Source organism: Variovorax sp. J2L1-78, assembly GCF_030317205.1.
Taxonomy (GTDB): Bacteria; Pseudomonadota; Gammaproteobacteria; order Burkholderiales; family Burkholderiaceae_C; genus Variovorax; species Variovorax arabinosiphilus.
The window spans coordinates 2,530,157-2,555,989 of sequence record NZ_JASZYB010000001.1; the positions used below are offsets into that span (position 1 = coordinate 2,530,157).

Consider the following 25,833-nt stretch of genomic DNA (forward strand, 5'->3'; position numbering starts at 1 on the left):
GGGGTCTGTCGATGGTCGGTGGTGAAGCGGTGGCGGTACCGCGCAAGGCGGCTCCGTTCAGGCGAAGCGCGGATCGATGTCCGCCGGCGGCTGCTCGGCCACCTGTTGCGCCTTCACGTGCTGGTAGATCGCCTGCACGAGCGGCTCGCAGCCTTCGCGCGTGAGCGCCGAGATCTCGAACACCGGGCCCTTGAAGCGCAGGCGCTTCACGAAGTCCTTCACGCGCGCCGCACGCTCGTCGCCGGGCACCATGTCCAGCTTGTTCAGGACCAGCCAGCGCGGCTTCTCGTAGAGCCCGGCGTCGTATTTCTTCAGCTCGCCGACGATCGCCTTCGCCTGCGCGACCGGATCGACGTTGTCGTCGAAGGGTGCGAGGTCGACCACGTGCAGCAGCAGACGCGTGCGCTGCAGATGCCGCAGGAACAGGTGGCCCAGCCCGGCGCCTTCGGAGGCGCCCTCGATCAGGCCGGGCAGGTCGGCCACGACGAAGCTCTGCTCCGGCCCGACGCGCACCACGCCCAGGTTCGGGTGCAGCGTGGTGAAGGGGTAGTCGGCAATGCGGGGGCGGGCATTGGAGATGGCGCTGATCAACGTCGACTTGCCGGCGTTCGGCATGCCCAGCAGGCCGACGTCGGCCAGCACCTTCAGTTCGAGCTTGAGGCTCTTCTTCTCGCCCGGCCAGCCCGGCGTCTTCTGGCGCGGCGCCCGGTTGATGGCGCTCTTGAAGCGCATGTTGCCGAAGCCGCCGTCGCCACCCTTGGCGATGGTGACCATCTCGCCCGGCACCAGCAGTTCGTACAGCACCTCGCCAGTCTCGGCGTCGGTGATGATCGTGCCGACCGGCATCTTCAGGATGATGTCGTCGCCGGCCGCGCCGAACATATCGGACCCCATGCCGTGCTGGCCGCGCTTGGCCTCGTGCCGGCGCGAGTAGCGGAAGTCGACCAACGTGTTGAGGTTGACGTCGGCCACCGCGAAGACATGGCCGCCGCGGCCGCCGTCCCCGCCGTTGGGACCGCCGAATTCCTTGTACTTCTCATGACGGAACGACACGCAGCCGTTGCCGCCATCGCCAGCGGCGATGTCGATGAAGGCTTCGTCGACGAACTTCATGGGGTGTCCAGTTTACAAACGCGAGGCCGGCTTGCGGCGGCGGGGTGAAAAACGAAGAAGCCCCGACAAGCGGGGCTTCGAGCAGATCGAAGTGACGAGGCTCAGGCCGGTGTCACGCTGATCGTGTGCTTGTTCAATGCACCCTTGATGGCGAACGACACATGGCCGTCGACCAGGGCAAACAGCGTGTGGTCCTTGCCCACGCCGACGTTCACGCCGGGGTGGAACTGGGTGCCGCGCTGGCGCACGATGATCGAGCCTGCGCTGATCAGTTCGCCGCCGAACGCTTTCACGCCGAGCATCTTGGGCTTGGAATCGCGCCCGTTTCGCGTGGAGCCGCCGCCTTTTTTCTGTGCCATGGTGCCTACTCCTTAACCGGCGATCGCGCCGATTTGCAGTTCGGTGAACTGCTGGCGATGGCCTTGACGTTTCTGATAGTGCTTGCGACGGCGCATCTTGAAGATGTGCACCTTGTCGTGCAGGCCGTGCGAGAGCACGGTGACCGTGACGGATGCGCCGGACACCAGGGGCGTGCCGATCTTGATGTCCGAGCCGTTGCCGACTGCAAGAACCTGATCGATCACGATTTCCTGGCCTACGTCCGCAGCAATCTGTTCTACTTTAATTTTTTCGCCGGAAGCAACGCGATACTGCTTGCCGCCGGTTTTTATGACCGCGTACATGTAAACCTCTTAGAAATTGAGTCTCGGCGGCGAATTCCGCAGAGCCCAAGATTCTAGCATGGCCCTGCCGAGAGACCAAACCATCGCGCCGCGCCGCCTGCGGCTTGCGCTGCGCTCCCTATAATTTGCGGCTTCCCGGCCCTTCGGCCGACGTTCTCCACCTCACGCAGCGCCCAGCCGCCCTCGCCTTGCTCCGTCCCGCCGCCGACTCCTCCCCGACCACCTCCGTCCTTGGCCTGGTCGCCACCGACATGGCAGAAGTCGATCGCGTGATCGCACGGCGCCTCGACACCGGCGTGCCGCTCGTCAGCCACGTGTCGCAGTACATCATCTCGGCCGGCGGCAAGCGGCTGCGCCCAGCCTTGCTACTGCTGATGGCCGGCGCGCTCGAGTACAGGGGCGAGCAGCGCTTCAACCTGGCGGCCGTGGTGGAGTTCATCCACACCGCCACGCTGCTGCACGATGACGTGGTGGACGAGTCGACGCTGCGGCGCGGCCGCCCCACCGCCAACGAATCGTTCGGCAATCCGGCGAGCGTGCTGGTGGGCGACTTCCTCTACTCGCGCGCCTTCCAGATGATGCTGGATGCCAACAACATGCGCGTCATGCAGATCCTGGCGGAGGCGACCAACGTGATCGCCGAGGGCGAAGTGCTGCAGCTCATGAACATGCACGACGCCTCGCTCGACGAGGCCGGCTACCTGCGCGTGATCCGCTCAAAGACGGCCAAGCTCTTCGAGGCCAGCACCCGCCTGGCCGCCGTCCTGGCAGGCTCGGATGCCGCCACCGAGGAAGCATGCGCCTCCTATGGCCAAGCCATCGGCACCGCCTTCCAGGTGATCGACGACGTGCTCGACTACGAGGGCGATGCCAGCGAAACCGGGAAGAACGTCGGCGACGACCTGCGCGAAGGCAAGACGACGCTCCCGCTCATCCTGGCCATGCAGCGCGCCGCGCCCGCCCAGAGCGCCCTGGTGCGCAACGCGATCGAAACCGGCGATGCCAGCCAGCTGGCCAACATCGTCGCCATCGTCCGCGAGACAGGCGCGCTCGACGCCACGCGCGCGGCGGCGGCGGCCGAAGCGCAACGCGCGATCGATGCATTGCGTGGTTTTTCTGCGAATTCGCACGCGGAGGGTTTGCTACAATTGGCGGCTCAGTTGCTTGAGCGACGCGCCTAGACGACCCACCCGTGGGCAACCAGACGACTCCTCTTTTTCTGCAACCACCATCGGGGTGTAGCTTAGCCTGGTAGAGCGCTACGTTCGGGACGTAGAGGCCGGAGGTTCGAATCCTCTCACCCCGACCAGCCTTTTGTGGCTGTAACGCCAAATGCTGCGCGGTCGTCACGGCGCGCCGGTTTACAGTCAAAGGGCGATCAGCGATGATCGTGAAGCACTTTTTCACGTTTTTTACATTCGCTGATGGCCGCTGCCGAACCTCCTGTCAAAGATAGCTCGACCGTCGCCCTCCCAGGCCTAGCCCGAGCGTTGATCTCTGCGGGCAAACTTCCAGCGAAAACGGCCGAGGAGATCTATCAGCGATCTCTCATTTCGCGGTCGAGCTTCATCGCAGAATTGACAGGCACCGGCGCGGTGTCGGCCGCCGACCTGGCCCACACGCTCTCCAGCGCTTTCGGTGCACCGCTGCTGGATCTGGACGCCATCGATCCGCAACGCCTGCCCAAAGACCTGCTCGACCCCAAGCTGTGCCTGGCCTACCGCATCGTGGTGCTGAGCAAGCGCAACAACCGCCTCATCGTGGCGACGGCCGATCCGTCCGACCAGCAGGCGGTCGAGAAGATCAAGTTCGCCTCCCAGATGGGCGTGGACTGGGTCATCGCGGAATTCGACAAGCTGTCCCGGATGGTCGAGGCGGCCGCCGTCAGCGCGGCCGAGAGCATCGACACCATCGTCGGCGCGGAATTCGAGTTCGATGAAGCGGCGGTTGAAACGTCCAGCGACGCGGCCGATCAGGCAATGGCCGAGGTCGAGGATGCGCCGGTGGTGCGCTTCCTCCACAAGATGCTGCTCGACGCCTTCGGCATGCGGGCGTCGGACATCCACTTCGAACCCTACGAGCACCAGTACCGCGTGCGCTTCCGCATCGACGGCGAACTGCGCGAGATCGCCAGCCCGCCGCCGGTGATCAAGGACAAGCTCGCCTCCCGCATCAAGGTGATCTCGCGGCTGGACATCTCCGAGAAGCGCATCCCGCAAGACGGCCGGATGAAGCTCAAGATCGGCCCCGACCGGGTGATCGACTTCCGGGTCAGCACCCTGCCCACGCTCTTCGGCGAGAAGATCGTGATCCGTATCCTGGACCCGAGCAGCGCCCGCCTGGGCATCGACGCGCTCGGCTACGACGCGGTCGAGAAGGAGCGCCTGCTGACGGCCATCGGCCGGCCCTATGGCATGGTGCTGGTCACCGGGCCGACCGGCTCCGGCAAGACGGTGTCGCTCTACACCTGCCTGAACCTGCTGAACAAGCCCGGGGTCAACATCGCGACGGCGGAAGACCCGTCCGAAATCAACCTGCCCGGCGTGAATCAGGTCAACGTCAACGAGAAGGCCGGCCTGACCTTCGCCGCGGCGCTGCGCGCCTTCCTGCGGCAGGATCCGGACATCATCATGGTCGGCGAAATCCGCGACCTCGAAACGGCCGACATCTCCATCAAGGCCGCGCAGACCGGCCACCTGGTGCTGTCCACCCTGCACACCAACGATGCGCCGACCACGCTCACGCGCATGCGGAACATGGGCATCGCGCCCTTCAACATCGCGTCCAGCGTCATCCTCATCACCGCGCAGCGGCTGGCGCGGCGGCTGTGCACCGTCTGCCGCACGCCGGCCGACGTGCCGCGCGAAGCGCTGCTCGATGCGGGCTTCAAGGAAGAAGACCTTGACGGCTCCTGGAAGCCGTACCGGCCGGTCGGCTGCTCGGCCTGCAACGGCGGCTACAAGGGGCGCGTGGGCATCTACCAGGTGATGCCGGTGTCCGAAGAAATCCAGAAGATCATCCTGCGCGACGGCAGCGCGATGGACATCGCGAAGCAATCGGAAGCCGAGGGCGTGCGGTCCCTGCGCCAATCCGGCCTCAAGAAGGTCATGCAGGGACTGACATCGCTCGAGGAAGTGGTGGCGGTCACCAACGAATAGCACTCACAAGCGGAGATCTCCCATGGCAACGGCAACATCCACGCCCCGCGGACACAAGGAGTTTGTGTACGAATGGGAGGGCAAGGACCGCAACGGCAAGCAGGTCCGGGGCGAACTCCGCGCGGCCGGCACGAACCAGGTCCAGGCGGCATTGCGGCGGCAAGGCGTGCTGCTCACCAAGGTCAAGAAGCGCCGCATGCGCGCCGGCAAGGCGATCAAGCCGAAGGACATCGCGATCTTCACCCGGCAGCTCGCCACGATGATGAAGGCCGGCGTGCCGCTGTTGCAGGCCTTCGACATCGTGGGCCGCGGGAACGCCAACCCGAGCGTGGCCAAGCTGCTCAACGACATCCGCAGCGACGTCGAGACCGGCACCTCGCTCTCCGCCGCCTTCCGCAAGTTCCCCAAGTACTTCGACAACCTCTACTGCAACCTGGTCGAGGCGGGTGAAGCGGCCGGTATCCTGGAAGAGTTGCTCGACCGCCTGGCCACCTACATGGAGAAGACCGAGGCGATCAAGTCGAAGATCAAGTCGGCCCTGATGTACCCGACGTCCGTGGTCGTGGTGGCCTTCATCGTGGTGGCGATCATCATGATCTTCGTGATCCCGGCCTTCAAGGAGGTGTTCACCTCCTTCGGTGCCGACCTGCCGGCGCCGACACTGATCGTGATGGGCATCAGCGAGTTCTTCGTCTCCTACTGGTGGTTGATCTTCGGCGTGCTCGGTGGCGGCATCTACTTCTTCCTGCAGGCCTGGAAGCGCAACGAGAAGGTGCAGCGCGTCATGGACCGCCTGCTGCTGCGCCTGCCGATCTTCGGCACGCTGATCGACAAGTCCTGCGTGGCCCGCTGGACCCGCACGCTGTCGACCATGTTCGCGGCCGGCGTGCCGCTGGTGGAAGCGCTCGACTCCGTCGGCGGTGCCTCGGGCAATTCCGTGTACGCCGACGCGACCGCCAAGATCCAGCAGGAGGTTTCCACCGGCACCAGCCTGACCTCGGCCATGACCAACGCCAACGTGTTCCCGTCGATGGTGCTGCAGATGGCGGCGATCGGCGAGGAATCCGGCTCGATCGACCACATGCTGGGCAAGGCGGCCGACTTCTACGAAGCCGAGGTCGACGACATGGTCGCCGGCCTCTCCAGCCTGATGGAGCCCATCATCATCGTCTTCCTGGGCGTGATCATCGGCGGCATCGTGGTGTCGATGTACCTGCCCATCTTCAAGCTCGGCCAGGTCGTCTGATGTGGGTGTCGCAGGGGGCGGACGCCGCGCTCGCGGGGGTCCTGGGTTTGCTGATCGGCAGCTTTCTCAACGTCGTGATCTACCGGCTGCCCAAGATGCTCGAGCGGCAATGGGCCGCCGACTGTGCCGCCATCGACGGCGCGGCGCCCGAGACGCCCGCCGCCCCCACCGAAGCCTTCAACCTCATGGTGCCGCACTCGCGCTGCCCGCAGTGCGGGCATGCCATCGGCTGGTACGAGAACGTGCCGGTGCTGAGCTACCTCTTCCTGCGCGGCCGCTGCTCGTCGTGCAAGACAAGGATCAGCCCGCGCTACCCGATCGTCGAGCTGGTCACCGGCCTGCTCTTCGCCTGGTGCGTGTGGCGCATGCCGGGGCAATGGGCGGCGTTGGCCTGGTGCGGATTCTCGGCCGCGCTGCTGACATTGGCGCTGATCGACTGGGACACCACCCTGCTGCCAGACGACATCACCCTGCCCCTGCTGTGGGCCGGCCTGCTGGCCGCCATCCTCGGCTTCACCGGCGTGAGCCTGACAAACGCCGTCCTGGGCGCGGTCGCAGGCTACCTGTCGCTGTGGGGCATCTACTGGCTCTTCAAGCTCACCACGGGCAAGGAAGGCATGGGCTACGGCGACTTCAAGCTGTTCGCGGCCTTCGGCGCCTGGTTCGGCTGGCAGGCGCTGGTGCCGATCATCCTGATGGCCTCGGTCATCGGTGTCGCCGTGGGCCTGGCGCTCAAGTTCAACAACGGCCTGCGCGAAGGCGGCTACGTGCCTTTCGGCCCGTTCCTGGCGGGTGCAGGCTTCACCGCGATGCTCTTCGGCGCCGACACGATCCTGCGCGTCGTCGGGCTTTGACGTTCGGGGGCCGCACACCATGCGCATCGGCCTGACCGGCGGCATCGGCAGCGGCAAGAGCACGGTCGCTGCGATGTTGAGCGACCTGGGCGCCACCCTGATCGACACCGACGCCATTTCGCGCGCCATCACCCTGCCGCGTGGCCCGGCCATCCCCGCGATCCAGGCGGCGTTCGGTGCCAACGTGCTCGATGCCGCCGGCGGCCTGGACCGGGCTCGCATGCGCGACATCGTGTTCGCCCAGGCCGATGCCAAGCGGCGGCTCGAAGCCATCCTGCACCCACTCATCGGCATCGAGACCGAACGGCAGGCCACGGCGGCCGCGGGCACGACGCTCGTCTTCGACGTCCCGTTGCTGGTGGAGTCGAAGCGCTGGCGGCGCATCGTCGACCGCGTGCTGGTGGTCGACGCGAGCGAAGCCACGCAACTGACCCGTGTGATGGCACGCTCCGGGTGGGCGCCTGACGCCGTGCGGGCCGTGATCGCCCAGCAGGCACCGCGCCGCGAACGCCGCGCGGCGGCGGACGCCGTGGTCTTCAACGATGGCCTGAGCCTCGAGGCGCTGGCGGGCGAGGTGCGCAGCCTGTGGACCCACTGGATCGGGCATTCTGCGCCCTGAGCCCTGCGGGCCCAACCGCGATGATCGGCCCACGAAGCAACACGACACACCACATCGTGCACCCTGGGGCTATGATCCCGCGACAGGAAATCGATATACCGCGTGATTCTTTACGAGTACCCCTTCAACGAGCGCATCCGGACTTACCTGCGGCTGGAGCACCTGTTCCGCCGCCTGGGTGAGCTGGTCCCCGCGGAATCCGCCCTCTCGCACCACTACGCGCTGGTCACGATCTTCGAGATCATGGATGTCGCCGCGCGCGCCGACCTCAAGTCCGACGTGCTGCGCGACCTCGACAAGCACAAGAACGTCTTCAACAGCTACCGCGGCAACCCCGCGATCTCCGAGGCCGTGCTCGACCAGGTGGTGGGGCAGCTCGAACGCAATTTCGCCACCCTCAACACCGTGCCCGGCAAGGCCGGACAGTCATTGACGGAAAACGAGTGGCTCATGAGCATCCGCAGCCGTGCGGGCATCCCGGGCGGCACTTGCGAATTCGACCTGCCGGCCTACCACGCCTGGCAGAACCGCCCCGCCGCGGCACGGCGCGTCGACCTGGAACGCTGGTCGTCGACGCTGGCGCCGCTGGCCGAATCGATCTACCTGCTGCTCAAGCTGCTGCGGGACGCCGACGTGCCCTACAAGGTGATGGCCGCTGGCGGCCAGTTCCAGCAGAACCTGCCGCAGGGCCGCAGTTTCCAGCTGCTGCGGCTGCGCATCGACCCCCGCCTCGGACTGATCCCGGAGATCAGCGGCAACCGGTTGATGGTGTCGGTGCGGATGATGCGGCATGCATCGGACGACCGCCTGCACGCGAGCCTCGAAGACACCCCCTTTGAACTGACCCTGTGCGCCTGACGCGCGCATGAACGAACCGGCGTTGCTGCCCGTGTCGGCACGGCGCGCAGGAGAAAAGCCATGACCACCCGCACCACCCCGACCGGCGACCGCATCGTGCGGTGCCCCGCCTGTGGCCAGGACAGCATCTACGGCCCCGGCAATGCCTACCGCCCCTTCTGCAGCGCGCGCTGCAAGGGCGTGGACCTCGGCGCCTGGGCCAGCGAAGAATTCCGCATGCCGGCCGAGGCGCCGCCGGACGACGAGCCCTTCGGCGACCCGCGCCTGCAGTAGCGCCGGCTCAGCCGGCGCTTGCGGCGCGTGGTTCGCCTGAAGCGCGCTCTTCGGCCAGCCAGGCCAGCACCGGCAACGCGCCGGGCAGCACCGGCGTCACGTCCAGCGGCAGTTGCTGCCAGCGCATCGCCTGGCCTTCGCGCATCTCGAAGTCACCGTCCCACGCACGCACCTTGCACCAGTGCAGCCGCACCAGCGCGTGCGGGTAGTCGTGCTCGGTGACCCTCCAGACCTCGGCCCCGGCGATGGTGATGCCGAGCTCTTCCTGCAACTCGCGGCGCAGCGCCTGCTCCACGGTCTCGCCCGCTTCGATCTTGCCGCCCGGGAATTCCCAGTAGCCGGCGTAGGGCTTGCCCTCCGGTCGCGTGGACAGCAGCAATGCATCGTCCTCATCGCGGATCAGGATGCCCACCGCCACCTCGGTGTGCTTGCGCCCATCGACTGCGGCCGTATTCATGCACGCCCCATGTAGTCGCGCGCGAACTGGTAGGCCACACGCCCGCTGCGCGAGCCGCGCTCGAGCGCCCAGACCAGCGCCTCGGGTCGCGCCGCCTCGATGGCAGCCTTGTCGACGCCGAAGGACGAGAGCCACTGCCCCACGATCGCCAGGTACTCGGCCTGGCTGAAGGGGTAGAAGCTCACCCACAGGCCGAAGCGCTCCGACAGCGAGATCTTTTCCTCGATCACCTCGCCCGGGTGCACTTCGCCGTCGTCGGTGTGTGTGTAGCTGAGGTTGTCCTTCATGTACTCAGGCAACAGGTGGCGCCGGTTGCTGGTCGCGTAGATCAGCACGTTGGGCGTCGACGCGGCCACCGAGCCGTCGAGGATGGACTTGAGCGCCTTGTAGCCCGGCTCGCCCTCGTCGAAGCTCAGGTCATCGCTGAAGACGATGAACTTCTCGGGGCGGTTCGCCACGACCTCGACGATGTCCGGCAGGTCGGTCAGGTCGGCCTTGTCGACCTCGATCAGGCGCAGGCCCTGCGGCGCATAGGCCTGCAGGCACGCGCGGACGAGCGACGACTTGCCGGTGCCGCGCGCGCCGGTCAGCAACACGTTGTTGGCCGGCTTGCCCTCGACGAACTGGCGCGTGTTGCGCTCGATCTTCTCCTTCTGGACGTCGATCTCCTTGAGCGCATCGAGCGGCATCGGCGCCACATGGCGCACGGGCTCGAGCGTGCCGTGGCCCGAGCTGCGCCGGCGGTAACGCCAGGCGATGGCGGCGTCCCAGTCGGCGGGCGCCTGCAGCGGCTGCGGAAGGATCGACTCGATGCGGGCGATGAGCTGTTCGGCGCGCTCGATGAGGTGCTCGAACTTCTCGTTCATGACCGGTAGTCGGCGTTGATGGACACGTAGTCGTGGCTCAGGTCGCAGGTCCACACCGTGTCGGTGGCGTCGCCGCGCCCCAGGCCGATGCGCACCGTGATCTCGCTCTGCTTCATCACGCGCTGGCCGTCTTCCTCACGGTACGACGGATTCCGCCCACCCTGGATGGCCACGTGCACGTCGTCGAGGTACAGGTCGATGCCGGTCTGGTCGAGGTCGCCGATGCCGGCATAGCCGACCGCGGCGAGGATGCGGCCCAGGTTCGGGTCGCTGGCGAAGAACGCCGTCTTGACCAGCGGAGAATGCGCGACCGCGTAGGCCACCTGACGGCACTCGGCACCATCGCGGCCACCTTCGACACGGATGGTGATGAACTTGGTGGCGCCCTCGCCGTCGCGCACGATGGCCTGGGCCAGCAGGCGCGCCACGTTCTGCATCGCGGCGACCAGCACGCGACCGTCGGCCGAATCGAGCGAATCGATGCGCGCGTGCGCGGCCTTCTGCGTCGCGATGACGACGAAGGAATCGTTGGTCGAGGTGTCGCCGTCGATGGTCACGCGGTTGAACGATGCATCGGCCAGCGCCTTGGCCAGCGGCTGGATGAGCGCCGGGTCGATCTGGGCGTCGGTGGCCATGAAGCCGAGCATGGTCGCCATGTTCGGGCGGATCATGCCGGCACCCTTGCTGATGCCGGTGACGGTGACGGTCGCGCCACCGATCTGCACCTGCTGGCTGAAGGCCTTGGGCACCGTGTCGGTGGTCATGATGCCCTCGGCCGCACGCGCCCAATGATCGGCCGACGCATCGGCCAGCGCAGCCGGCAGGCCGGCCTCGATGCGGTCGACCGGCAACGGCTCCATGATCACGCCGGTCGAGAACGGCAGGATCTGCTCCGGCGCGATGTCGAGTTCGCGCGCCAGCGCCACGCAGCTCTGGTGCGTGCGCGCCAGCCCGTCCTGGCCAGTGCCCGCATTGGCGTTGCCCGTGTTGATGAGCATGGCGCGGATGCCATAGCCCTTGGCCAGATGCTCGCGGCACACCTGCACCGGCGCGGCGCAGAAACGGTTCTGGGTGAACACGCCGCCCACCGCTGCGCCCTCGTCGATCAATACGACCGTCAGGTCCTTGCGGTTGGCCTTGCGCACGCCGGCTTCCGCCACGCCGATGCGCACGCCCGGCACCGCATGCAGCGTCGCCGGATTGGGAGAGGTGAGGTTCACTGGCATGGCGTCGTCTTCAAAAGAGGGATCGGGAAGGAATCAGGTCAGCTTGCCGTGGCACTGCTTGAACTTCTTGCCGCTGCCGCAGGGGCACGGGTCGTTGCGGCCGACGCGCGCGAAGGCCGCGGCATCGGCGCTCAGCCCCAGGCCGGCTGCGGCGGCGCGGCGTGTGCTTTCTTCGTCGACACGCACTTCGACCTCGCCCGTCTCGGTGGGCGCGGTGTAAGTGATGTTGGAGATGGCTTCGGCACGGCTTTCCATGTTCTCGGCCGCTTCCTCGAGCTGCTCGCCCGACTGCACGCGCACCGTCATGAGCTGGCGGGTGACCTCGTTCTTGACCGAATCGAGCAGCTGCCCGAAGAGCTCGAAGGCCTCGCGCTTGTATTCCTGCTTGGGCTGCTTCTGTGCATAGCCGCGCAGGTGGATGCCCTGGCGCAGGTAATCGAGCGACGCCAGGTGCTCGCGCCAGTGCGTGTCGATGCTCTGCAGCAGCACCATGCGCTCGAACTGCGTGAAGTTCTCCTGGCCGACCTGGGCCACCTTGGCGTCGAACGCGGCGTGGGCGGCATGGACGACCTTCTCGACGACATCCTCATCGCTAATGGCCGTGGCCGCCTCGACCTCCTGCTTCAACGGAAGATCGAGCGCCCAGTCGTTCGCCAGCGTCTTCTCGAGGCCGGCGAGGTCCCACTGCTCTTCCACCGATTCCGCGGGCACGTACTGCCGGGCCAGTTCGCTGAAGCAGCCCTCGCGCAGACCGGCAATCTGCGCCGTCAGGTCGGACGCATCGAGGATGTCGTTGCGCTGCTGGTAGATCACCTTGCGCTGGTCGTTCGAGACGTCGTCGTACTCGAGCAGCTGCTTGCGCACGTCGAAGTTGCGCGCCTCGACCTTGCGCTGCGCGCTCTCGATGCTGCGCGTGACGATGCCGGCCTCGATCGCCTCACCGTCGGGCATCTTGAGCCGGTCCATGATGGCCTTGACGCGATCACCCGCGAAGATGCGCATCAAAGGGTCGTCCAGGCTCAGGTAGAAGCGCGAGGAGCCCGGGTCGCCCTGCCGGCCGGAACGGCCGCGCAGCTGATTGTCGATGCGGCGCGACTCGTGGCGCTCGGTGGCGATGATGCGCAGGCCACCCAGGGCCTTGATCGCCTCGTGGTCCTTCGTCCATTCGGCGCGCACGCGGGCGATCTCGTCCGCCTTGGCGGCGTCGTCCATGCCCTCGTCCGCCTCGATGGCGGCGATCACCTTCTCGATGTTACCGCCGAGCACGATGTCGGTGCCGCGGCCGGCCATGTTGGTCGCGATGGTGATCATCTTCGCCCGGCCGGCCTGGGCCACGATGTCGGCTTCGCGCGCATGCTGCTTGGCGTTGAGCACCTGGTGTGGCAAGCCGGCCTTGGTCAGCAGCGCATCGATGATTTCCGAGTTCTCGATCGACGAGGTGCCCACCAGGACGGGCTGGCCGCGCTCGTAGCATTCACGGATGTCCTCGATCGCGGCTTCGTACTTCTCGCGCGTCGTCTTGTAGACGCGGTCGAGCTGGTCGTCGCGCCGGCTGATGCGGTTGGGCGGGATGATGACCGTCTCGAGGCCGTAGATCTCCTGGAACTCGTAGGCCTCGGTGTCGGCCGTGCCGGTCATGCCGGCCAGCTTGCCGTACAGCCGGAAGTAGTTCTGGAAGGTGATCGACGCCAGCGTCTGGTTCTCGGGCTGGATCTCCACGCCCTCCTTGGCTTCCACGGCCTGGTGCAGACCGTCGCTCCAGCGGCGACCGCTCATCAGGCGGCCAGTGAACTCGTCGACGATCACCACCTCGCCCTGCTGCACCACGTAGTGCTGATCGCGGTGGTACAGATGACGCGCGCGCAGTGCGGCGTTCAGGTGGTGCATCAGCGTGATGTTGGCCGGGTCGTACAGCGACGCGCCTTCGGGCAGCAGTTTGAATTCCGACAGCAGCTGCTCGGCCTTCTCATGGCCGGCTTCGGTGAGGAACACCTGGTGCGTCTTCTCGTCGACCGTGAAGTCGCCGGGCTTGGTCACACCCTCGCCGGTGCGCGGGTCTTCCTCGCCTTCCTGCTTCACGAGCAGGGGCACGACCTTGTTGATCGCCAGGTACAGGTCGGTGTGGTCTTCGGCCTGGCCGCTGATGATCAGCGGCGTGCGCGCCTCGTCGATCAGGATCGAGTCCACCTCGTCGACGATCGCATAGTTCAACACGCGCTGCACCCGGTCACGCGATTCGTAGACCATGTTGTCGCGCAGGTAGTCGAAGCCGTACTCGTTGTTCGTGCCGTACGTGATGTCCGAACCGTAGGCCGCCTGCTTCTCCTCGCGCGGCATGTTCGGCAGGTTGATGCCCACCGTAAGGCCGAGGAAGTTGTAGAGGCGCCCCATCCATTGCGCATCCCGATTGGCCAGGTAGTCGTTGACCGTGACCACGTGCACGCCCTTGCCGGCGAGCGCGTTCAGGTACACCGGGAGCGTGGCGGTCAGCGTCTTGCCTTCGCCCGTGCGCATCTCGGAGATCTTGCCGTTGTGCAGGGCCATGCCACCGAGCATCTGGACGTCGAAGTGGCGCATCTTCATGACGCGCTTGGAGCCTTCGCGTACCGTGGCGAAGGCTTCGGGCAGCAGGTCGTCGAGCGACTCGCCCTTGGCGATGCGGGCCTTGAACTCCCCGGTCTTGGCGCGCAGCGCATCGTCGCTGAGTGCCTCGAACTGCGGCTCGAGGGCATTGATGCGTTCCACGGTCTTGCGGTACTGCTTGAGTAGCCGGTCGTTGCGACTGCCGAAGATTTGGGTCAGGAAGTTGGTGGCCATGTGTGAAGGATCGATCGAGCGCTCGAATGGATTCGAATGCCGCGACGAAATCCCTAAGATAGGGTGAAAGCACATGGGCGCGCTTTTGCAAAAAGCAAGCGGCCCGAGCCGGCGCGAACGCCGGCAAACCGGGCATTTTAGCCACTGACCTCTCCCCCTCATGTCATCGAATCGCCGATTCAATTCCTTCACACTGCTGCAGGCCGCCGATGGATCGCCCACCCTGGCGGGGTTGCTGGCGCGCGCGCAGGATGCCGCCGACAGGCTGAAGGCGATTGAGGGCCTGATTCCGGTCGAGATGCGCCCTGCCATCAAGCCGGGACCGGCCGAGGACGACGTGTGGTGCCTGATCGTGCAGGGCAGCGCCGCGGCGGCCAAGTTGCGACAGCTGGCACCGACGCTGGTGGCGCGGCTGAACGCGCGGGGCTGGAAGGTGGCGAGCATCCGCATCAAGGTGCAGACGCGGCGCTGAGCGACGCCAAGCGTCGAAGGGCTCGACGCGGGAAAAGGAAGTGGTGCCGCTTGTCGGAATCGAACTGACGACCTACCGCTTACAAGGCGGTTGCTCTACCAACTGAGCTAAAGCGGCGTGGGGCTGGATTCTATCCAAGGGTCGCCGAGGCACGCCCCGGCGACGCTTACTTGATGCGCTTGAGGGACGGCTTGGCACCGCCGCCGGCAGGCGGGCGAGGCGGCTCGGCCCCGTCGATGCCGTCGGCAGACGCGTCGGGCGCATCCGGCGCGCCTTCGGTGGTCACCAGATGGACAACCTTGCCGGCCTCGCCTTCACCGTCACGGGATGCCTCCCGCAGCGGCGTGCGCGCCGCAGCCGGGGGCGTCGAGGCCGCGATTGGCGCCGGGGAAGCACCGCCATCGACGGCAGCGGCAGGCGCCGGGAAGGCCATGCCTTGCCCGTTCTCGCGTGCGTAGATGGCGATCACCCGACCGACCGGCACGACGATCTCGCGTGCGGAACCCGCGAAGCGCGCCTTGAACTCGATGAACTCGTTGCCGAGCTTGAGCGAACTGGTGGCGTCGAAGCTGACGTTCAGCACGATCTCGCCGTTCTTCACGTACTCGCGCGGCACCTGGACGGTGTCGTCGACCTGCACCGCCACGTAGGGTGTGAACCCGTTGTCGGTGCACCATTCGTACATCGCCCGGATGAGGTACGGGCGGGTGGAGGACGATTCGAGTGCGTTGAGCATGAGGAACGGAGGAACGCGTTGGACGACGCTTACTTGCGCATCACCTTTTCGGAGGGCGTCAGTGCTTCGATGTAGGCCGGGCGCGAGAAGATGCGTTCGGCGTACTTCAGCAGCGGCGCCGCGTTCTTGCTGAGGTCGATGCCGTAGTAGTCCAGGCGCCAGAGCAGCGGCGCAATGGCCACGTCGAGCATCGAGAAGTTGTCGCCCAGCATGTACTTGTTCTTGAGGAACACGGGCGCCAGTTGCGTCAGGCGGTCGCGGATATGGGCGCGGGCCTTCTCCAGCGCCTTCTCGTTGCCCTTGGCGGTGCGGTTCTCGAGCGTGGAGACATGCACGAAGAGTTCCTTCTCGAAGTTGAGCAGGAACAGGCGCACGCGGGCGCGGTCGACCGGGTCGCCGGGCATCAGTTGCGGATGCGGGAAGCGCTCGTCGATGTACTCGTTGATGATGTTCGACTCGTACAGGATCAGGTCGCGCTCGACCAGGATCGGCACCTGGCCGTACGGGTTCATCACGCTGATGTCTTCGGGCTTGTTGTACAGGTCGACGTCGCGGATCTCGAAGTCCATGCCCTTCTCGAACAGGACGAAGCGGCAGCGGTGGGAAAAGGGGCAGGTCGTACCTGAATACAGAACCATCATGGCGGGAGACTCCTAAAAATCAAAAAGAGTGGGTCGCGTTGGCAACCCACTCTGTGGGACCGGCCGGCCCCCTGGGGCGCGCGCCGGTCGGCATGTGCACGACTACTTGACGTCTTTCCAGTACGACGTGTTGAGTCGCCAGACGAAGACCAGCGCCATCACCAGGAACAACAGCACCCAGACGCCGACGCGCACGCGCGTGTTCTGCGCCGGCTCGGCCATCCACTGCAGGTAGTTGACCAGATCGCCGACGGCCTGGTCGTACTGCAGGGGCGTCATGGTACCGGGTCGGGTCTGCTCCCATCCCTTGAACACGTCGACCTCGTGGCCGTGCTGCTCGACCTTGGTGTAGACCGGACGGCGGTCGCCCTGCAGTTCCCACAGCGCGTGGGGCATGCCGACGCTCGGGAATGCGAGGTTGTTCCAGCCGGTCGCCTTGGTGTCGTCGCGGTAGTAGGTGCGCAGGTAGGTATAGAGGTAATCGGCACCGGTGCCGCCGTGGCCGGCGCGCGAGCGCGCCACCAGCGTCAGGTCGGGCGGGTTCGCGCCGAACCATTCCTTGGCCTGGCGCGGGTCGATGTTGGCCTTCATCACGTCGCCGACCTTCTCGGTCGTGAACAGCAGGTTGTCCTTGATCTGCTGCTCGGAGATGCCGATGTCCTGGAGGCGGTTGAAGCGCATGAAGGCGGCCGAGTGGCAGCCCAGGCAGTAGTTGACGAACAGCTTGGCGCCGTTCTGCAGCGAGGCCAGATCGTTGGTGCGGTTGGGCGCCTTGTCCCAGGCGATGCCACCTTCTACGGCGTGAGCACCGGTGACGATGCCGAGGGCGGCGATCAGCGTGAGGATCAGTTTCTTCATTGTTCTTCTCTCCAGCTCAGTGCGCAGCGAAGGTCACGCGCTCGGGCACTGGCTTGAATTCGCCCAGACGGCTCCACCACGGCATCAGCAGGAAGAACCCGAAATAGAAGAGCGTCCCCACCTGCGAGACGCGCTCGCCGAGCGGCGACGGCGGCTGCACGCCCAGGTAGCCCAGGATCAGGAAGTTGATGACGAACACGCCGTAGAGGTACTTGTTCCAGGTCGGGCGATAGCGGATCGACTTCACCGGGCTGTGGTCCAGCCAGGGCAGGAAGAACAGGATGATCACGGCGCCGCCCATCACGACCACGCCCCAGAACTTGGCGTCGATCGACAGCATCAGCACGGCGACGACGACGGCGGCCACGACGATCGCCCCCTTGACCAGGGCCGCCACCCGCGCCTTCCACACGCCGAACACGGCGGCGCCCACGACGCAGGCGATGAGCGCATACATCATCTCGCTGGTGATGGCGCGCAGCATCGAATAGAAGGGCGTGAAGTACCACACCGGGGCGATGTGGTTCGGCGTCTTGAGCGAATCGGCCGGGATGAAGTTGTTGTACTCGAGGAAATAGCCGCCCATCTCCGGCGCGAAGAAGATGATCGCGGAGAAGATCGTCAGGAAGATCACGACGCCGAAGATGTCGTGCACCGAGTAGTACGGGTGCGAGGGAATGCCGTCGAGTGGATGGCCGTCCGGGCCGCGAAGGGCCTTGATCTCGATGCCGTCGGGGTTGTTCGAGCCGACTTCGTGCAGGGCGATCAGGTGGGCCACCACCAGGCCGAGCAGCACCAGCGGCACGGCAATCACGTGGAAACTGAAGAAGCGGTTCAGCGTGGCGTCGCTCACCACGTAGTCGCCGCGGATCAGCAGGGCCAGGTCAGGGCCGACGAAGGGGATCGCGGCGAACAGGTTCACGATCACCTGTGCGCCCCAGTAGCTCATCTGGCCCCAGGGCAGCAGGTAGCCCATGAAGGCCTCGGCCATCAGGCACAGGAAGATCGCGCAGCCGAAGATCCAGATCAGCTCGCGCGGCTTGCGGTAGCTGCCGTAGATGAGGCCGCGGAACATGTGCAGGTAGACGACGATGAAGAACGCCGAGGCACCCGTGGAGTGCATGTAGCGGATGAGCCAGCCCCAGGGCACGTCGCGCATGATGTATTCGACCGAGGCGAAGGCGAGGTTCGCGTCGGGCTTGTAATGCATCACCAGGAAGATGCCGGTCACGATCTGGATGACCAGCACCAGCATCGCGAGCGAGCCGAAGATGTACCACCAGTTGAAGTTCTTGGGCGCGTAGTACTTGCCCCACTGGTCGTTCCACAGCTTGGTCAGCGGGAAGCGGTTGTCGACCCAGTTGAGCGCGCGCTCGGCGGCCGGGGCGTTGGGGGAGATTTCCTTGAATTCAGCCATGTCGTCTCTTCCCTCAGGCCTTCTTGTCTTCGCCGATGAGCAGGCGGGTGTCCGACAGGTACATGTGCGGCGGCACCGGCAGGTTGTCGGGCGCGGGCTTGTTCTTGAACACGCGGCCGGCCAGATCGAAGGTCGAGCCGTGGCACGGGCAGAGGAAGCCGCCTTCCCAGTTGTCGGGCAGCGAGGGCTGCGGACCGGCCTGGAACTTGTCGGTCGGCGAGCAGCCCAGGTGCGTGCAGATGCCGACCACCACCAGGACTTCGGGCTTGATCGAGCGGCCTTCGTTGCGGGCGTACTCGGGGGTGAACTCGCCGGGGTTGCGCTCGGACTTCGGGTCGGCCAGTTGGCTGTCGAGCTTGGGCAGTTCGGCAACCTGCTGCGGCGTGCGCTTGAGGATCCACACCGGCTTGCCGCGCCACTCGACCGTGATCTTTTCGCCGACCTGCATCGCGCCGATGTCGACCTCGACCGCCGCACCGGCGGCCTTGGCGCGCTCGGAAGGCTGGAACGTGCTGACGAACGGAATCGCCGTTGCCACGCCACCCACCGCGCCGGCGCAGCTGGAGGCAATCAACCACGTCCGCTTGCTCTTGTCTATCCGGGGGGCGCCGACGGGGATGTCACTCATGGGGGTCCTCAATCTTGTCGCTGGGGTGGGATCAGCCGGCGATTGTAGCGGAGCGTCACAGGCGACCTCAACGTGCACGGCACCGCATGGCACGGTGTGTGCGTGCCCTTGGATGCCTCCTATACTGGCCGGCCTTCACACCGGCGAGGAGCTTGAGATGAGCGTTATGAAAGAGTTCCGCGAGTTCGCGGTCAAGGGCAATGTGATCGACCTGGCCGTCGGCGTGATCATCGGTGCCGCCTTCGGCAAAATCGTCGATTCGCTGGTCGCCGACATCATCATGCCCATCGTCGGCCTGATCTTCGGCAAGCTCGACTTCTCCAATTTGTATGTCGTACTCGGCACCGTTCCGGCCGGCGTGGCGAACAACCTGGCCGACCTGAAGAAGGCCGGCGTGGCCGTGCTGGCCTATGGCAACTTCATCACCATCGCGGTCAACTTCATCATCCTGGCCTTCATCATCTTCCTGATGGTCAAGCAGGTGAACAAGCTGCGCAAGACGGAAGAAGCCGCGCCCGCCGTGGCCGCACCGCCGGAAGACATCGCGCTCCTGCGCGAGATCCGCGACAGCCTCAAGCGCCCCTGAGCGCATCCGGCGCGAGCGATCGCGCCATCCGTATCGCCTCGATCAGGCTCGATGCGTCGGCGCGCCCGGTGCCGGCGATGTCGAAGGCGGTGCCATGGTCCGGGCTGGTGCGCACCAGCGGCAGCCCGAGCGTGACGTTCACGCCCTTCTCCACCCCCAGATACTTGACCGGGATCAACCCTTGGTCGTGGTACATGGCGATCACGACGTCGAATTCCCCCGCCTTCGCGGGCGTGGTGCGGGCGCGCATGAACACCGTGTCGGGCGCATAAGGGCCGTGCGCGTCGATGCCCTCGGCGCGCGCGGCGGCGATCGCCGGCGCGATGATCTCGCGCTCTTCCGAACCGAACAGCCCGCCCTCGCCCGCATGCGGATTCAACCCGGCCACGCCAATGCGCGGCGGCCGGCCGAGGGCCGCTGCCAATGCGCGATGCGCGATGCGGATCGTCGCCAGCACGCCCTCGAAATCCACCGCCTCGATGGCCTGGCGCAGCGACATGTGGATACTCACGAGCACGGTGCGCATCTCGTCGTTGGCCAGCATCATCCGCACGGGCACCTCGGTGATCGGGCGGTGCAGGTGCGCCGCGGCCTCAGCCTGCAGCAGTTCCGTGTGACCGGGGTAGGTGAAGCCCGCGGCGGCCAGCGATTCCTTGTGCAGCGGCGCGGTGACGATGGCCGACACCTGCCCGGCGAGCGCCGCGCGGGCCGCCCACACCACGCAGTTGCCGGCCGCTTGGCCGGCCGCGGCACCGACCTGCCCCACCACCACGCCCTGCGGCGGCGCGATGGCCTGGAGCACGGGCAGGCAGTTCGGGGGCAAGCGCGGCACCTCGTCGGGATGGTCGATCGATGCCATCGGGATCGATACGCCCGCGGGATCGCCCAACAGCGCCTGCGCCCTGCGCAACGTGGCCACGTCACCGACGACGAAGCAGCCGCGGGTCAGCGCGGGCGCATCGCGGAAGGCTTTCACGACGATCTCCGGGCCGATGCCGGCCGGGTCGCCCATCGTGACCGCGATGGGCAAGCCGCGTGGGTCTGGCGATGGGTTCATTGGATAACCTCCGCCCTGTGGGCTGCGGTGCTGAGCGCCTTCGGGCGGCCGGGCGGCGCTCATGCCGGGTTGTCGATGTCGATGAACTCGTGCTTCAGTCCGAGCTGTGCGGCGACATGTGCCGCCACCGCCGGCGCACCATAGCGCTCGGTGGCGTGGTGGCCGCACGCGAGAAAGGCCACGCCCAGCTCGCGCGCGTAGTGCGCCTGCGGCTCGGACAGCTCGCCCGTGATGAAGGCGTCGGCGCCCGCCGCGATCGCGGCCTCGAAGTAGCCCTGGGCGCCGCCGGTGCACCAGGCCACCGTCCGGATCGGTCGGCGTGCGCCCTCGACGAGCGTGACGTGGCGGCCCAGCACCCCTTGCACATGCGCGGCCAGCGCGGCGGCATCAGCGAAGACGTCGCCATCGTCGCGGCCGCCGATGAAGCCCATGCTCTGCTCCCCGAATCGGCCCGCCGGACCGGTGTGCGCGACCAGGCCGAGCTGCAGTCCGAGCTGCGCGTTGTTGCCGAGCTCCGGGTGCGCGTCGAGCGGCAGGTGGTAGGCGAAGAGGTTCACGTCGTCGCCCAGCAGCAGGCCCAGGCGCTGGCGCATCCAGCCGGTGACCCGGCCGTCCTGGCCGCGCCAGAACAGGCCGTGGTGGACGAAGATCGCATCGGCCTCCGCGTGGATCGCGGCCTCGATCAGGGCGCGGCTGGCGGTCACACCCGAGACGATCTTGCGCACCGTGGTGCGGCCTTCGACCTGCAGCCCGTTCGGGCCGTAGTCCTTGAAGCGCTCGGGCGCCAGCAACAGGTCGAACGCGTGGAGAAGTTCGTGGCGGGTGGTCGTCATCCCGCCATTGTTACGCCTTCGGCGCCGCCCGCATCGGGTAACCGCGCGAAGCCATCGGCAGCAGGGCCAGCACCAGGCCGAGCACTGCCAGCGCGGCCACGTAATGCGCCGGCGCCATTGGGTCCTTCTGCAACCACAGCGTGAGGATGACCGGCGTCAGGCCGCCGAAGATCGCATACGACATGTTGTAGGCGAAGGACAGGCCCGAAAAACGGACCGGCGCCGGGAAGGCGCGCACGCTGGCGATCGGCACCGTGGCGATCGTGCCCACGAAGAAGCCGACCAGCCCGTAGTGCCACACCAGCGAGGCCGGGGTGCCGGGCAGGCTCGTGTAGAACAGGTACGAGGTCGCCAGCAGCCCGCCCCAGCCGACCAGCATCACGGCACGGGTGCCGATGCGGTCCGTCGCCCACCCGACCACGATGCAGCCGATCGTCAGCGTCAGGGTCGCCAGCGCATTCGCCTGCAGCGCGAGCGCGGCGGGCACGTGGTGCACCTTCTGCAGGTAGGTCGGCGTGTACAGCACGACCACCACGATGGCGGCCGACAGCACCCAGGTCAGCAGGCCGACGAAGGCGATGGCGCCACGGTGTTCGCGCAGGATGGTCTTGACCGGCAGTTCGCGCGCGACGCTGCGGCGGTCGGCCAGCTCCTGGAACACCGGCGTCTCGTGAAGAAAGCGCCGCAGGTACACCGACACCAGGCCGAAGACGCCGCCCAGGATGAAGGGGATGCGCCAGGCGAAGTCGTTGACTTCGGCCGGCGCGTAGTGCGTGTTGATGGCCACGGCCACCAGCGAGCCCAGCAGGATGCCGCCGGTGATGCCCGCGGTGAGCGTGCCCACCGCGAAGCCGTAGCGCTTGGCCGGTACGTGCTCGGCCACGAAGACCCAGGCGCCGGGCATTTCGCCACCGATGGCGGCGCCCTGCAGCACCCGCATCGCGAGCAGCAGCAGCGGCGCTGCCACCCCGATGCTGGCGTAGGTCGGCAGCAGGCCGATCACCAGCGTCGGTGCCGCCATCAGGAAGATCGACAGCGTGAACATGCGCTTGCGGCCGAGGATGTCACCGAAGTGGGCAATGATGATCCCGCCCAGCGGGCGCGCCAGATAGCCGGCGGCGAAGATGCCGAAGGTCTGCAGCTGGCGCAGCCAATCGGGCATGTCGATGGGGAAGAACAATGCGCCCAGCACGGTCGCGAAGAACACGTAGATGACGAAGTCGTAGAACTCGAGCGTGCCGCCGAGAGCGGAGAGGGAAAGCGTCTTGTAGTCGCGCGCGTTCAGCGTGCGGCCAGGCGCATCCGCGGACGCGGCGTGTTCGGCAAGGGCATTGGCAGTCATGGGCAGTCAGGAAGGGAAGCGGACGGCATGGCGTCGCCGCGGCAAAGGCAGGGCGGCCGCAGGCGGATCGGGCAAGGTGCAAAGCGGCTGCCGCTGCGGGTCGTGCGGGGCCGCACCTGAAGCGCCCGGTGGGGCGTCCGGCTGCAAGGCGGACGATTTTAAGGGTTTTCCCTGAAACCGGTCGCTGCCGGCCTCCCACCGACCCGGTCCCGGCGCTTGCCGACGGCGCCCCGAAGTGCCTTTGAGGGACAATCGGGCGCCCTCGCCGCCACATCGCCGTGCGCGCGCCTTCCTTATTTTTCCGATCGCTTCATGAAACGCACCTGGCTGCTGTTTGCCCAAGCCGTGACCGTCCTGCTGGCGGCCTACTTCGTCGTCGCCACGCTCAAACCGGAGTGGCTGAACCGCCGCACCTCGCTCGCGGGGGTCGTCCCGGTGATCGAAGCCCCGGGCAGCACCGCACCGGCGACGGCCGCGCCCGGCAGCCTCAGCAGCGCCGCCAAGAAGGCGGCACCGGCGGTCGTGAGCATCAACACCAGCAAGGCGGCGCAGCGCCATCCCCGCAGCAACGACCCGTGGTTCCGCTTCTTCTTCGGCGACCAGGGCGACAGCCAGCCGCAGGTCGGCCTGGGCAGCGGCGTGATCGTCAGCACCGAGGGCTACATCCTCACCAACAACCACGTGGTCGAGGGCGCCGACGAGATCGAGGTGACGCTCAACGACAGCCGCCATGCACGCGGCAAGGTGATCGGCACCGACCCGGACACCGACCTGGCCGTGCTGAAGATCGAGCTCGACAAGCTGCCGGCGATCGTGCTGGGCAATTCCGACGCCCTGCAGGTGGGCGACCAAGTGCTCGCCATCGGCAACCCCTTCGGCGTGGGCCAGACGGTCACGAGCGGCATCGTCTCGGCGCTGGGCCGCAACCAACTGGGCATCAACACCTTCGAGAACTTCATCCAGACCGATGCGGCCATCAACCCGGGCAATTCGGGCGGCGCGCTGGTCGACATCAACGGCAACCTCGAAGGCATCAACACCGCGATCTATTCACGCTCGGGCGGCAGCATGGGCATCGGTTTCGCCATTCCCGTCTCGATCGCCAAGCAGGTGCTGGGCGACATCGTGAAGGAAGGCAAGGTCACGCGCGGCTGGATCGGCGTGGAGCCGAACGACCTGTCACCCGAACTGGCCGAAACCTTCGGCGTGAAAGCCAATGCGGGCGTCATCATCACCGGCGTGTTGCAGGCCGGCCCTGCGGCCAAGGCCGGCATCCGGCCGGGCGACGTGATCACCAGCGTGGACGACAAGAAGGTGGACAACGTGCAGGAACTGCTGACTGCCGTGGCCGGCCTGAAGCCGGGCAGCGAATCGCGCTTTGCGCTGCAGCGCGGCACCGACAAGATGGAGTTGAACGTGGTCCCGGGACTGCGGCCCAAGACGCCCCTGCGCCGCAACCCGAACGACCCCGAGTGAGGCGCGGCGGCACCGCGCGGTGCCGCAAGCGCATCAGGACTGCGGCGAGTCGGCGCCCTCTTCCGCCGGCGCCGCACTGTGCTTCACGAAGTAGCGCGCGGCGATGATCCCCACCTCGTAGAGCAGGCACATCGGAATGGCCAGCGCCAGTTGCGAGACCACGTCGGGCGGCGTGAGCACGGCGGCCACCACGAAGGACAGCACGATGAAGTAGCCGCGGAAGCTGCGCAGCTTCTCGATCGTGACCAGTTCGAAGCGGACCAGCAGCATCACCACGATGGGCACCTGGAAGGCGCAGCCGAAGGCGATGTAGAGCGACAGGATGGCTTCCACGTACGACGAGATGTCCGGCGTGGCATTCACGCTCGGCGGCGTGAATTTCTGGATAAAGCCGAACATCTTGTCGAGCACGAAGAACTGCACGAAGGCGATGCCGGCGTAGGCCAGCAGGCTGCCGAACAGGATCAGCGGCAGCGCGAACTTCTTTTCGTGGCTGTAGAGCCCCGGTGCCACGAACATCCAGATCTGGTACATGAGCCAGGGCAGCGCCAGCAGCACCGCCGTCATGCCCAACACCTTCAGCGGCACGAAAAAGGGCGAGAACACCCCCACCGCGATGAGCTTGGCGCCTTCGGGCATGTGGGCACGGATCGGCATCGCGATCAGGTCGATCAAGCCGGCCGGCCCGGGCCAGAAGGCCAGCAGCGCCGCCGCCACGGCCAGGCCGTAGACGCAGTAGAGCAGGCGGTCGCGCAGCTCCATCAGGTGCGCGACGAAAGGCTGCTCGGTGCCGGCCAGTTCGTCTTCTTTGTTCTTGTCGGTGGAATCGGCCATGGGGGACGCTGCGGGCAGGAAATCGGAGGCGCACTGCGCGCGGCCGGGTTCGGCGTGGCGGCTAGTTGATCTTGTGGGGACGGAAGCGGGCGACACGCGCCGCGCCGGAAAGCGCCTTGGTACGCACGCCGTTGCGCGACTTGTACCACTGCGGCGTGGCGCCCTGCTTCAGGCGCCAGTTCTTGCGGGGGTGTTTGTACTCGGGGTACGACGGCGCATCGGGCTCGGCCAGGGCCGACAGCGTCTGGCCGCTCTCGGAGAACTGCTTCTCGAAGTCGCTGGCGCCCGTGTGGATGCTCTGCTCGACATCGCGTGCGGCTTCCTGCACGGTGTCCTTCATCTTGCGCAGTTCGTCCAGGTCCATCGACCGGTTGACCTCGGCCTTCACGTCGTTGACGTAGCGCTGCGCCTTGCCCAGCAGCATGCCCACCGTGCGGGCGACGCGCGGCAGCTTCTCCGGGCCGATGACGATCAGCGCCACCGCGCCGATCATCGCGAGCTTCGAAATGCCGAGATCGATCACGCGGGTCGGCTCAGGACTTCTGACGCGCTTCGACGTCGATGGTCGACTTGTCGGCGGCCGGCGTGCCGGTCACGTGTTGCGTGGGCGTGGCCGGCGTGTCGGTGGTCGAGCCGTCCTTCATGCCGTCCTTGAAGCCCTTCACGGCACCGCCCAGGTCGGAGCCCATGTTGCGCAGCTTCTTGGTGCCGAAGATCATGACCACGACGAGCAGCACGATCAGCCAGTGCCAGATAGAAAAAGAACCCATGGATGACTCCTGA

At 66.5% G+C, this 25,833-nt stretch carries 28 protein-coding genes and 2 tRNA genes; 11 read left to right on the top strand and 19 right to left on the bottom strand.

The window, feature by feature from the left end; genetic code table 11:
* Positions 1 to 57: 57 nt before the first annotated feature.
* From cgtA to rplU, 3 genes are all read right to left on the bottom strand, one after another.
* On the bottom strand, positions 58 to 1,113 hold the full coding sequence (gene cgtA / locus QTH86_RS11995; RefSeq protein ID WP_286644462.1) for an Obg family GTPase CgtA: 1,056 nt from the start codon (positions 1,111 to 1,113) through the stop codon (positions 58 to 60).
* Positions 1,114 to 1,214: 101 nt separating this feature from the next.
* Positions 1,215 to 1,472: a 50S ribosomal protein L27 gene (gene rpmA / locus QTH86_RS12000; protein ID WP_286644461.1), complete on the bottom strand. Its 258-nt coding sequence runs from the start codon at positions 1,470 to 1,472 to the stop codon at positions 1,215 to 1,217.
* Between the two features lie 12 nt (positions 1,473 to 1,484).
* On the bottom strand, positions 1,485 to 1,796 hold the full coding sequence (gene rplU / locus QTH86_RS12005) for a 50S ribosomal protein L21 (protein WP_262075052.1): 312 nt from the start codon (positions 1,794 to 1,796) through the stop codon (positions 1,485 to 1,487).
* 251 nt (positions 1,797 to 2,047) lie between these two features.
* Between rplU and QTH86_RS12010 the strand changes: the two genes are divergently transcribed.
* The 8 genes from QTH86_RS12010 to QTH86_RS12045 all read left to right on the top strand — a co-directional run bounded on the left by QTH86_RS12010 (position 2,048) and on the right by QTH86_RS12045 (position 8,804).
* Entirely contained in the window at positions 2,048 to 2,977 is a 930-nt protein-coding gene (locus QTH86_RS12010) for a polyprenyl synthetase family protein (RefSeq protein WP_444813808.1), read from the top strand.
* 51 nt (positions 2,978 to 3,028) lie between these two features.
* Positions 3,029 to 3,105: transfer RNA gene (locus tag QTH86_RS12015), tRNA-Pro, on the top strand.
* Between the two features lie 115 nt (positions 3,106 to 3,220).
* Positions 3,221 to 4,954 carry a type IV-A pilus assembly ATPase PilB gene (pilB, locus tag QTH86_RS12020; RefSeq protein ID WP_286644459.1) on the top strand — a complete coding sequence of 578 codons (1,734 nt, stop codon included), beginning with the start codon at positions 3,221 to 3,223 and terminating at the stop codon, positions 4,952 to 4,954.
* A gap of 22 nt (positions 4,955 to 4,976) precedes the next feature.
* Positions 4,977 to 6,200: a type II secretion system F family protein gene (locus QTH86_RS12025; protein ID WP_286644458.1), complete on the top strand. Its 1,224-nt coding sequence runs from the start codon at positions 4,977 to 4,979 to the stop codon at positions 6,198 to 6,200.
* Positions 6,200 to 7,054 carry a prepilin peptidase gene (locus QTH86_RS12030; RefSeq protein WP_286644457.1) on the top strand — a complete coding sequence of 285 codons (855 nt, stop codon included), beginning with the start codon at positions 6,200 to 6,202 and terminating at the stop codon, positions 7,052 to 7,054. The genes QTH86_RS12025 and QTH86_RS12030 overlap by 1 nt, the downstream gene beginning before the upstream one ends.
* Before the next feature lie 19 nt (positions 7,055 to 7,073).
* Complete coding sequence (coaE, locus tag QTH86_RS12035) at positions 7,074 to 7,673, top strand: dephospho-CoA kinase (protein ID WP_286644456.1); 600 nt, start codon at positions 7,074 to 7,076, stop codon at positions 7,671 to 7,673.
* A 102-nt stretch (positions 7,674 to 7,775) separates the two neighbouring features.
* The gene (zapD, locus tag QTH86_RS12040; RefSeq protein ID WP_286644455.1) at positions 7,776 to 8,531 is read left to right on the top strand and encodes a cell division protein ZapD; all 756 of its coding nucleotides are present in this window, start codon (positions 7,776 to 7,778) and stop codon (positions 8,529 to 8,531) included.
* Between the two features lie 60 nt (positions 8,532 to 8,591).
* Positions 8,592 to 8,804, top strand: coding sequence for a DNA gyrase inhibitor YacG (locus tag QTH86_RS12045; protein WP_286644454.1), 213 nt, complete (start codon positions 8,592 to 8,594; stop codon positions 8,802 to 8,804).
* 7 nt (positions 8,805 to 8,811) lie between these two features.
* Here QTH86_RS12045 and mutT read toward each other — a convergent pair whose 3' ends face one another.
* Genes mutT through secA form a run of 4 tightly spaced genes read right to left on the bottom strand, consistent with a single transcriptional unit; the run spans position 8,812 to position 14,170 of the window.
* On the bottom strand, positions 8,812 to 9,261 hold the full coding sequence (gene mutT, locus QTH86_RS12050; protein ID WP_286644453.1) for an 8-oxo-dGTP diphosphatase MutT: 450 nt from the start codon (positions 9,259 to 9,261) through the stop codon (positions 8,812 to 8,814).
* Entirely contained in the window at positions 9,258 to 10,127 is an 870-nt protein-coding gene (locus tag QTH86_RS12055) for an ATP-binding protein (protein WP_286644452.1), read from the bottom strand. The genes mutT and QTH86_RS12055 overlap by 4 nt, the downstream gene beginning before the upstream one ends.
* Positions 10,124 to 11,353: a bifunctional glutamate N-acetyltransferase/amino-acid acetyltransferase ArgJ gene (gene argJ, locus QTH86_RS12060; RefSeq protein ID WP_286644451.1), complete on the bottom strand. Its 1,230-nt coding sequence runs from the start codon at positions 11,351 to 11,353 to the stop codon at positions 10,124 to 10,126. Before argJ ends, QTH86_RS12055 begins: the two co-directional genes overlap by 4 nt.
* A gap of 33 nt (positions 11,354 to 11,386) precedes the next feature.
* On the bottom strand, positions 11,387 to 14,170 hold the full coding sequence (gene secA, locus QTH86_RS12065; RefSeq protein WP_286644450.1) for a preprotein translocase subunit SecA: 2,784 nt from the start codon (positions 14,168 to 14,170) through the stop codon (positions 11,387 to 11,389).
* A gap of 160 nt (positions 14,171 to 14,330) precedes the next feature.
* Between secA and QTH86_RS12070 the strand changes: the two genes are divergently transcribed.
* Entirely contained in the window at positions 14,331 to 14,642 is a 312-nt protein-coding gene (locus QTH86_RS12070) for a DciA family protein (protein WP_286644449.1), read from the top strand.
* A 41-nt stretch (positions 14,643 to 14,683) separates the two neighbouring features.
* Here QTH86_RS12070 and QTH86_RS12075 read toward each other — a convergent pair.
* From QTH86_RS12075 to petA, 6 genes are all read right to left on the bottom strand, one after another.
* Positions 14,684 to 14,759, bottom strand: a tRNA-Thr gene (locus tag QTH86_RS12075).
* A 49-nt stretch (positions 14,760 to 14,808) separates the two neighbouring features.
* Complete coding sequence (locus tag QTH86_RS12080; protein WP_286644448.1) at positions 14,809 to 15,378, bottom strand: ClpXP protease specificity-enhancing factor; 570 nt, start codon at positions 15,376 to 15,378, stop codon at positions 14,809 to 14,811.
* Positions 15,379 to 15,407: 29 nt separating this feature from the next.
* Positions 15,408 to 16,019 (bottom strand): glutathione S-transferase N-terminal domain-containing protein, encoded by a 612-nt coding sequence (locus QTH86_RS12085; RefSeq protein WP_286541916.1) that lies wholly within the window; start codon positions 16,017 to 16,019, stop codon positions 15,408 to 15,410.
* Positions 16,020 to 16,121: 102 nt separating this feature from the next.
* Positions 16,122 to 16,877: a cytochrome c1 gene (locus QTH86_RS12090; protein WP_286644447.1), complete on the bottom strand. Its 756-nt coding sequence runs from the start codon at positions 16,875 to 16,877 to the stop codon at positions 16,122 to 16,124.
* Positions 16,878 to 16,893: 16 nt separating this feature from the next.
* On the bottom strand, positions 16,894 to 18,294 hold the full coding sequence (locus tag QTH86_RS12095) for a cytochrome b (RefSeq protein WP_286644446.1): 1,401 nt from the start codon (positions 18,292 to 18,294) through the stop codon (positions 16,894 to 16,896).
* 13 nt (positions 18,295 to 18,307) lie between these two features.
* On the bottom strand, positions 18,308 to 18,922 hold the full coding sequence (petA, locus tag QTH86_RS12100) for a ubiquinol-cytochrome c reductase iron-sulfur subunit (RefSeq protein WP_286644445.1): 615 nt from the start codon (positions 18,920 to 18,922) through the stop codon (positions 18,308 to 18,310).
* Between the two features lie 157 nt (positions 18,923 to 19,079).
* Here petA and mscL point away from each other — a divergent pair, with 157 nt between their 5' ends.
* On the top strand, positions 19,080 to 19,508 hold the full coding sequence (gene mscL, locus QTH86_RS12105; RefSeq protein WP_286644444.1) for a large conductance mechanosensitive channel protein MscL: 429 nt from the start codon (positions 19,080 to 19,082) through the stop codon (positions 19,506 to 19,508).
* On the opposite strand, the gene pdxA is transcribed toward mscL, so the two are convergent.
* The 3 genes from pdxA to QTH86_RS12120 form a co-directional block, all read right to left on the bottom strand.
* Entirely contained in the window at positions 19,495 to 20,520 is a 1,026-nt protein-coding gene (gene pdxA / locus QTH86_RS12110; RefSeq protein WP_286649353.1) for a 4-hydroxythreonine-4-phosphate dehydrogenase PdxA, read from the bottom strand. The two genes, mscL and pdxA, sit on opposite strands and share 14 nt — an antisense overlap.
* A 104-nt stretch (positions 20,521 to 20,624) precedes the next feature.
* Positions 20,625 to 21,398 (bottom strand): Nif3-like dinuclear metal center hexameric protein, encoded by a 774-nt coding sequence (locus QTH86_RS12115; RefSeq protein WP_286644442.1) that lies wholly within the window; start codon positions 21,396 to 21,398, stop codon positions 20,625 to 20,627.
* Positions 21,399 to 21,408: 10 nt separating this feature from the next.
* Positions 21,409 to 22,740 (bottom strand): MFS transporter, encoded by a 1,332-nt coding sequence (locus QTH86_RS12120; RefSeq protein ID WP_286644441.1) that lies wholly within the window; start codon positions 22,738 to 22,740, stop codon positions 21,409 to 21,411.
* A 312-nt stretch (positions 22,741 to 23,052) separates the two neighbouring features.
* On the opposite strand from QTH86_RS12120, the gene QTH86_RS12125 reads away from it, so the two are divergent.
* Positions 23,053 to 24,216, top strand: a complete 1,164-nt coding sequence (locus QTH86_RS12125) for a S1C family serine protease (protein WP_286644440.1) — start codon at positions 23,053 to 23,055, stop codon at positions 24,214 to 24,216.
* Between the two features lie 33 nt (positions 24,217 to 24,249).
* On the opposite strand, the gene tatC is transcribed toward QTH86_RS12125, so the two are convergent.
* From tatC to tatA, 3 genes are all read right to left on the bottom strand, one after another.
* Positions 24,250 to 25,050 carry a twin-arginine translocase subunit TatC gene (gene tatC / locus QTH86_RS12130; RefSeq protein ID WP_286644439.1) on the bottom strand — a complete coding sequence of 267 codons (801 nt, stop codon included), beginning with the start codon at positions 25,048 to 25,050 and terminating at the stop codon, positions 24,250 to 24,252.
* A gap of 61 nt (positions 25,051 to 25,111) precedes the next feature.
* Complete coding sequence (tatB, locus tag QTH86_RS12135) at positions 25,112 to 25,573, bottom strand: Sec-independent protein translocase protein TatB (RefSeq protein WP_286644438.1); 462 nt, start codon at positions 25,571 to 25,573, stop codon at positions 25,112 to 25,114.
* A gap of 10 nt (positions 25,574 to 25,583) precedes the next feature.
* Positions 25,584 to 25,820, bottom strand: coding sequence for a Sec-independent protein translocase subunit TatA (tatA, locus tag QTH86_RS12140; protein WP_262074996.1), 237 nt, complete (start codon positions 25,818 to 25,820; stop codon positions 25,584 to 25,586).
* Positions 25,821 to 25,833: the final 13 nt, after the last annotated feature.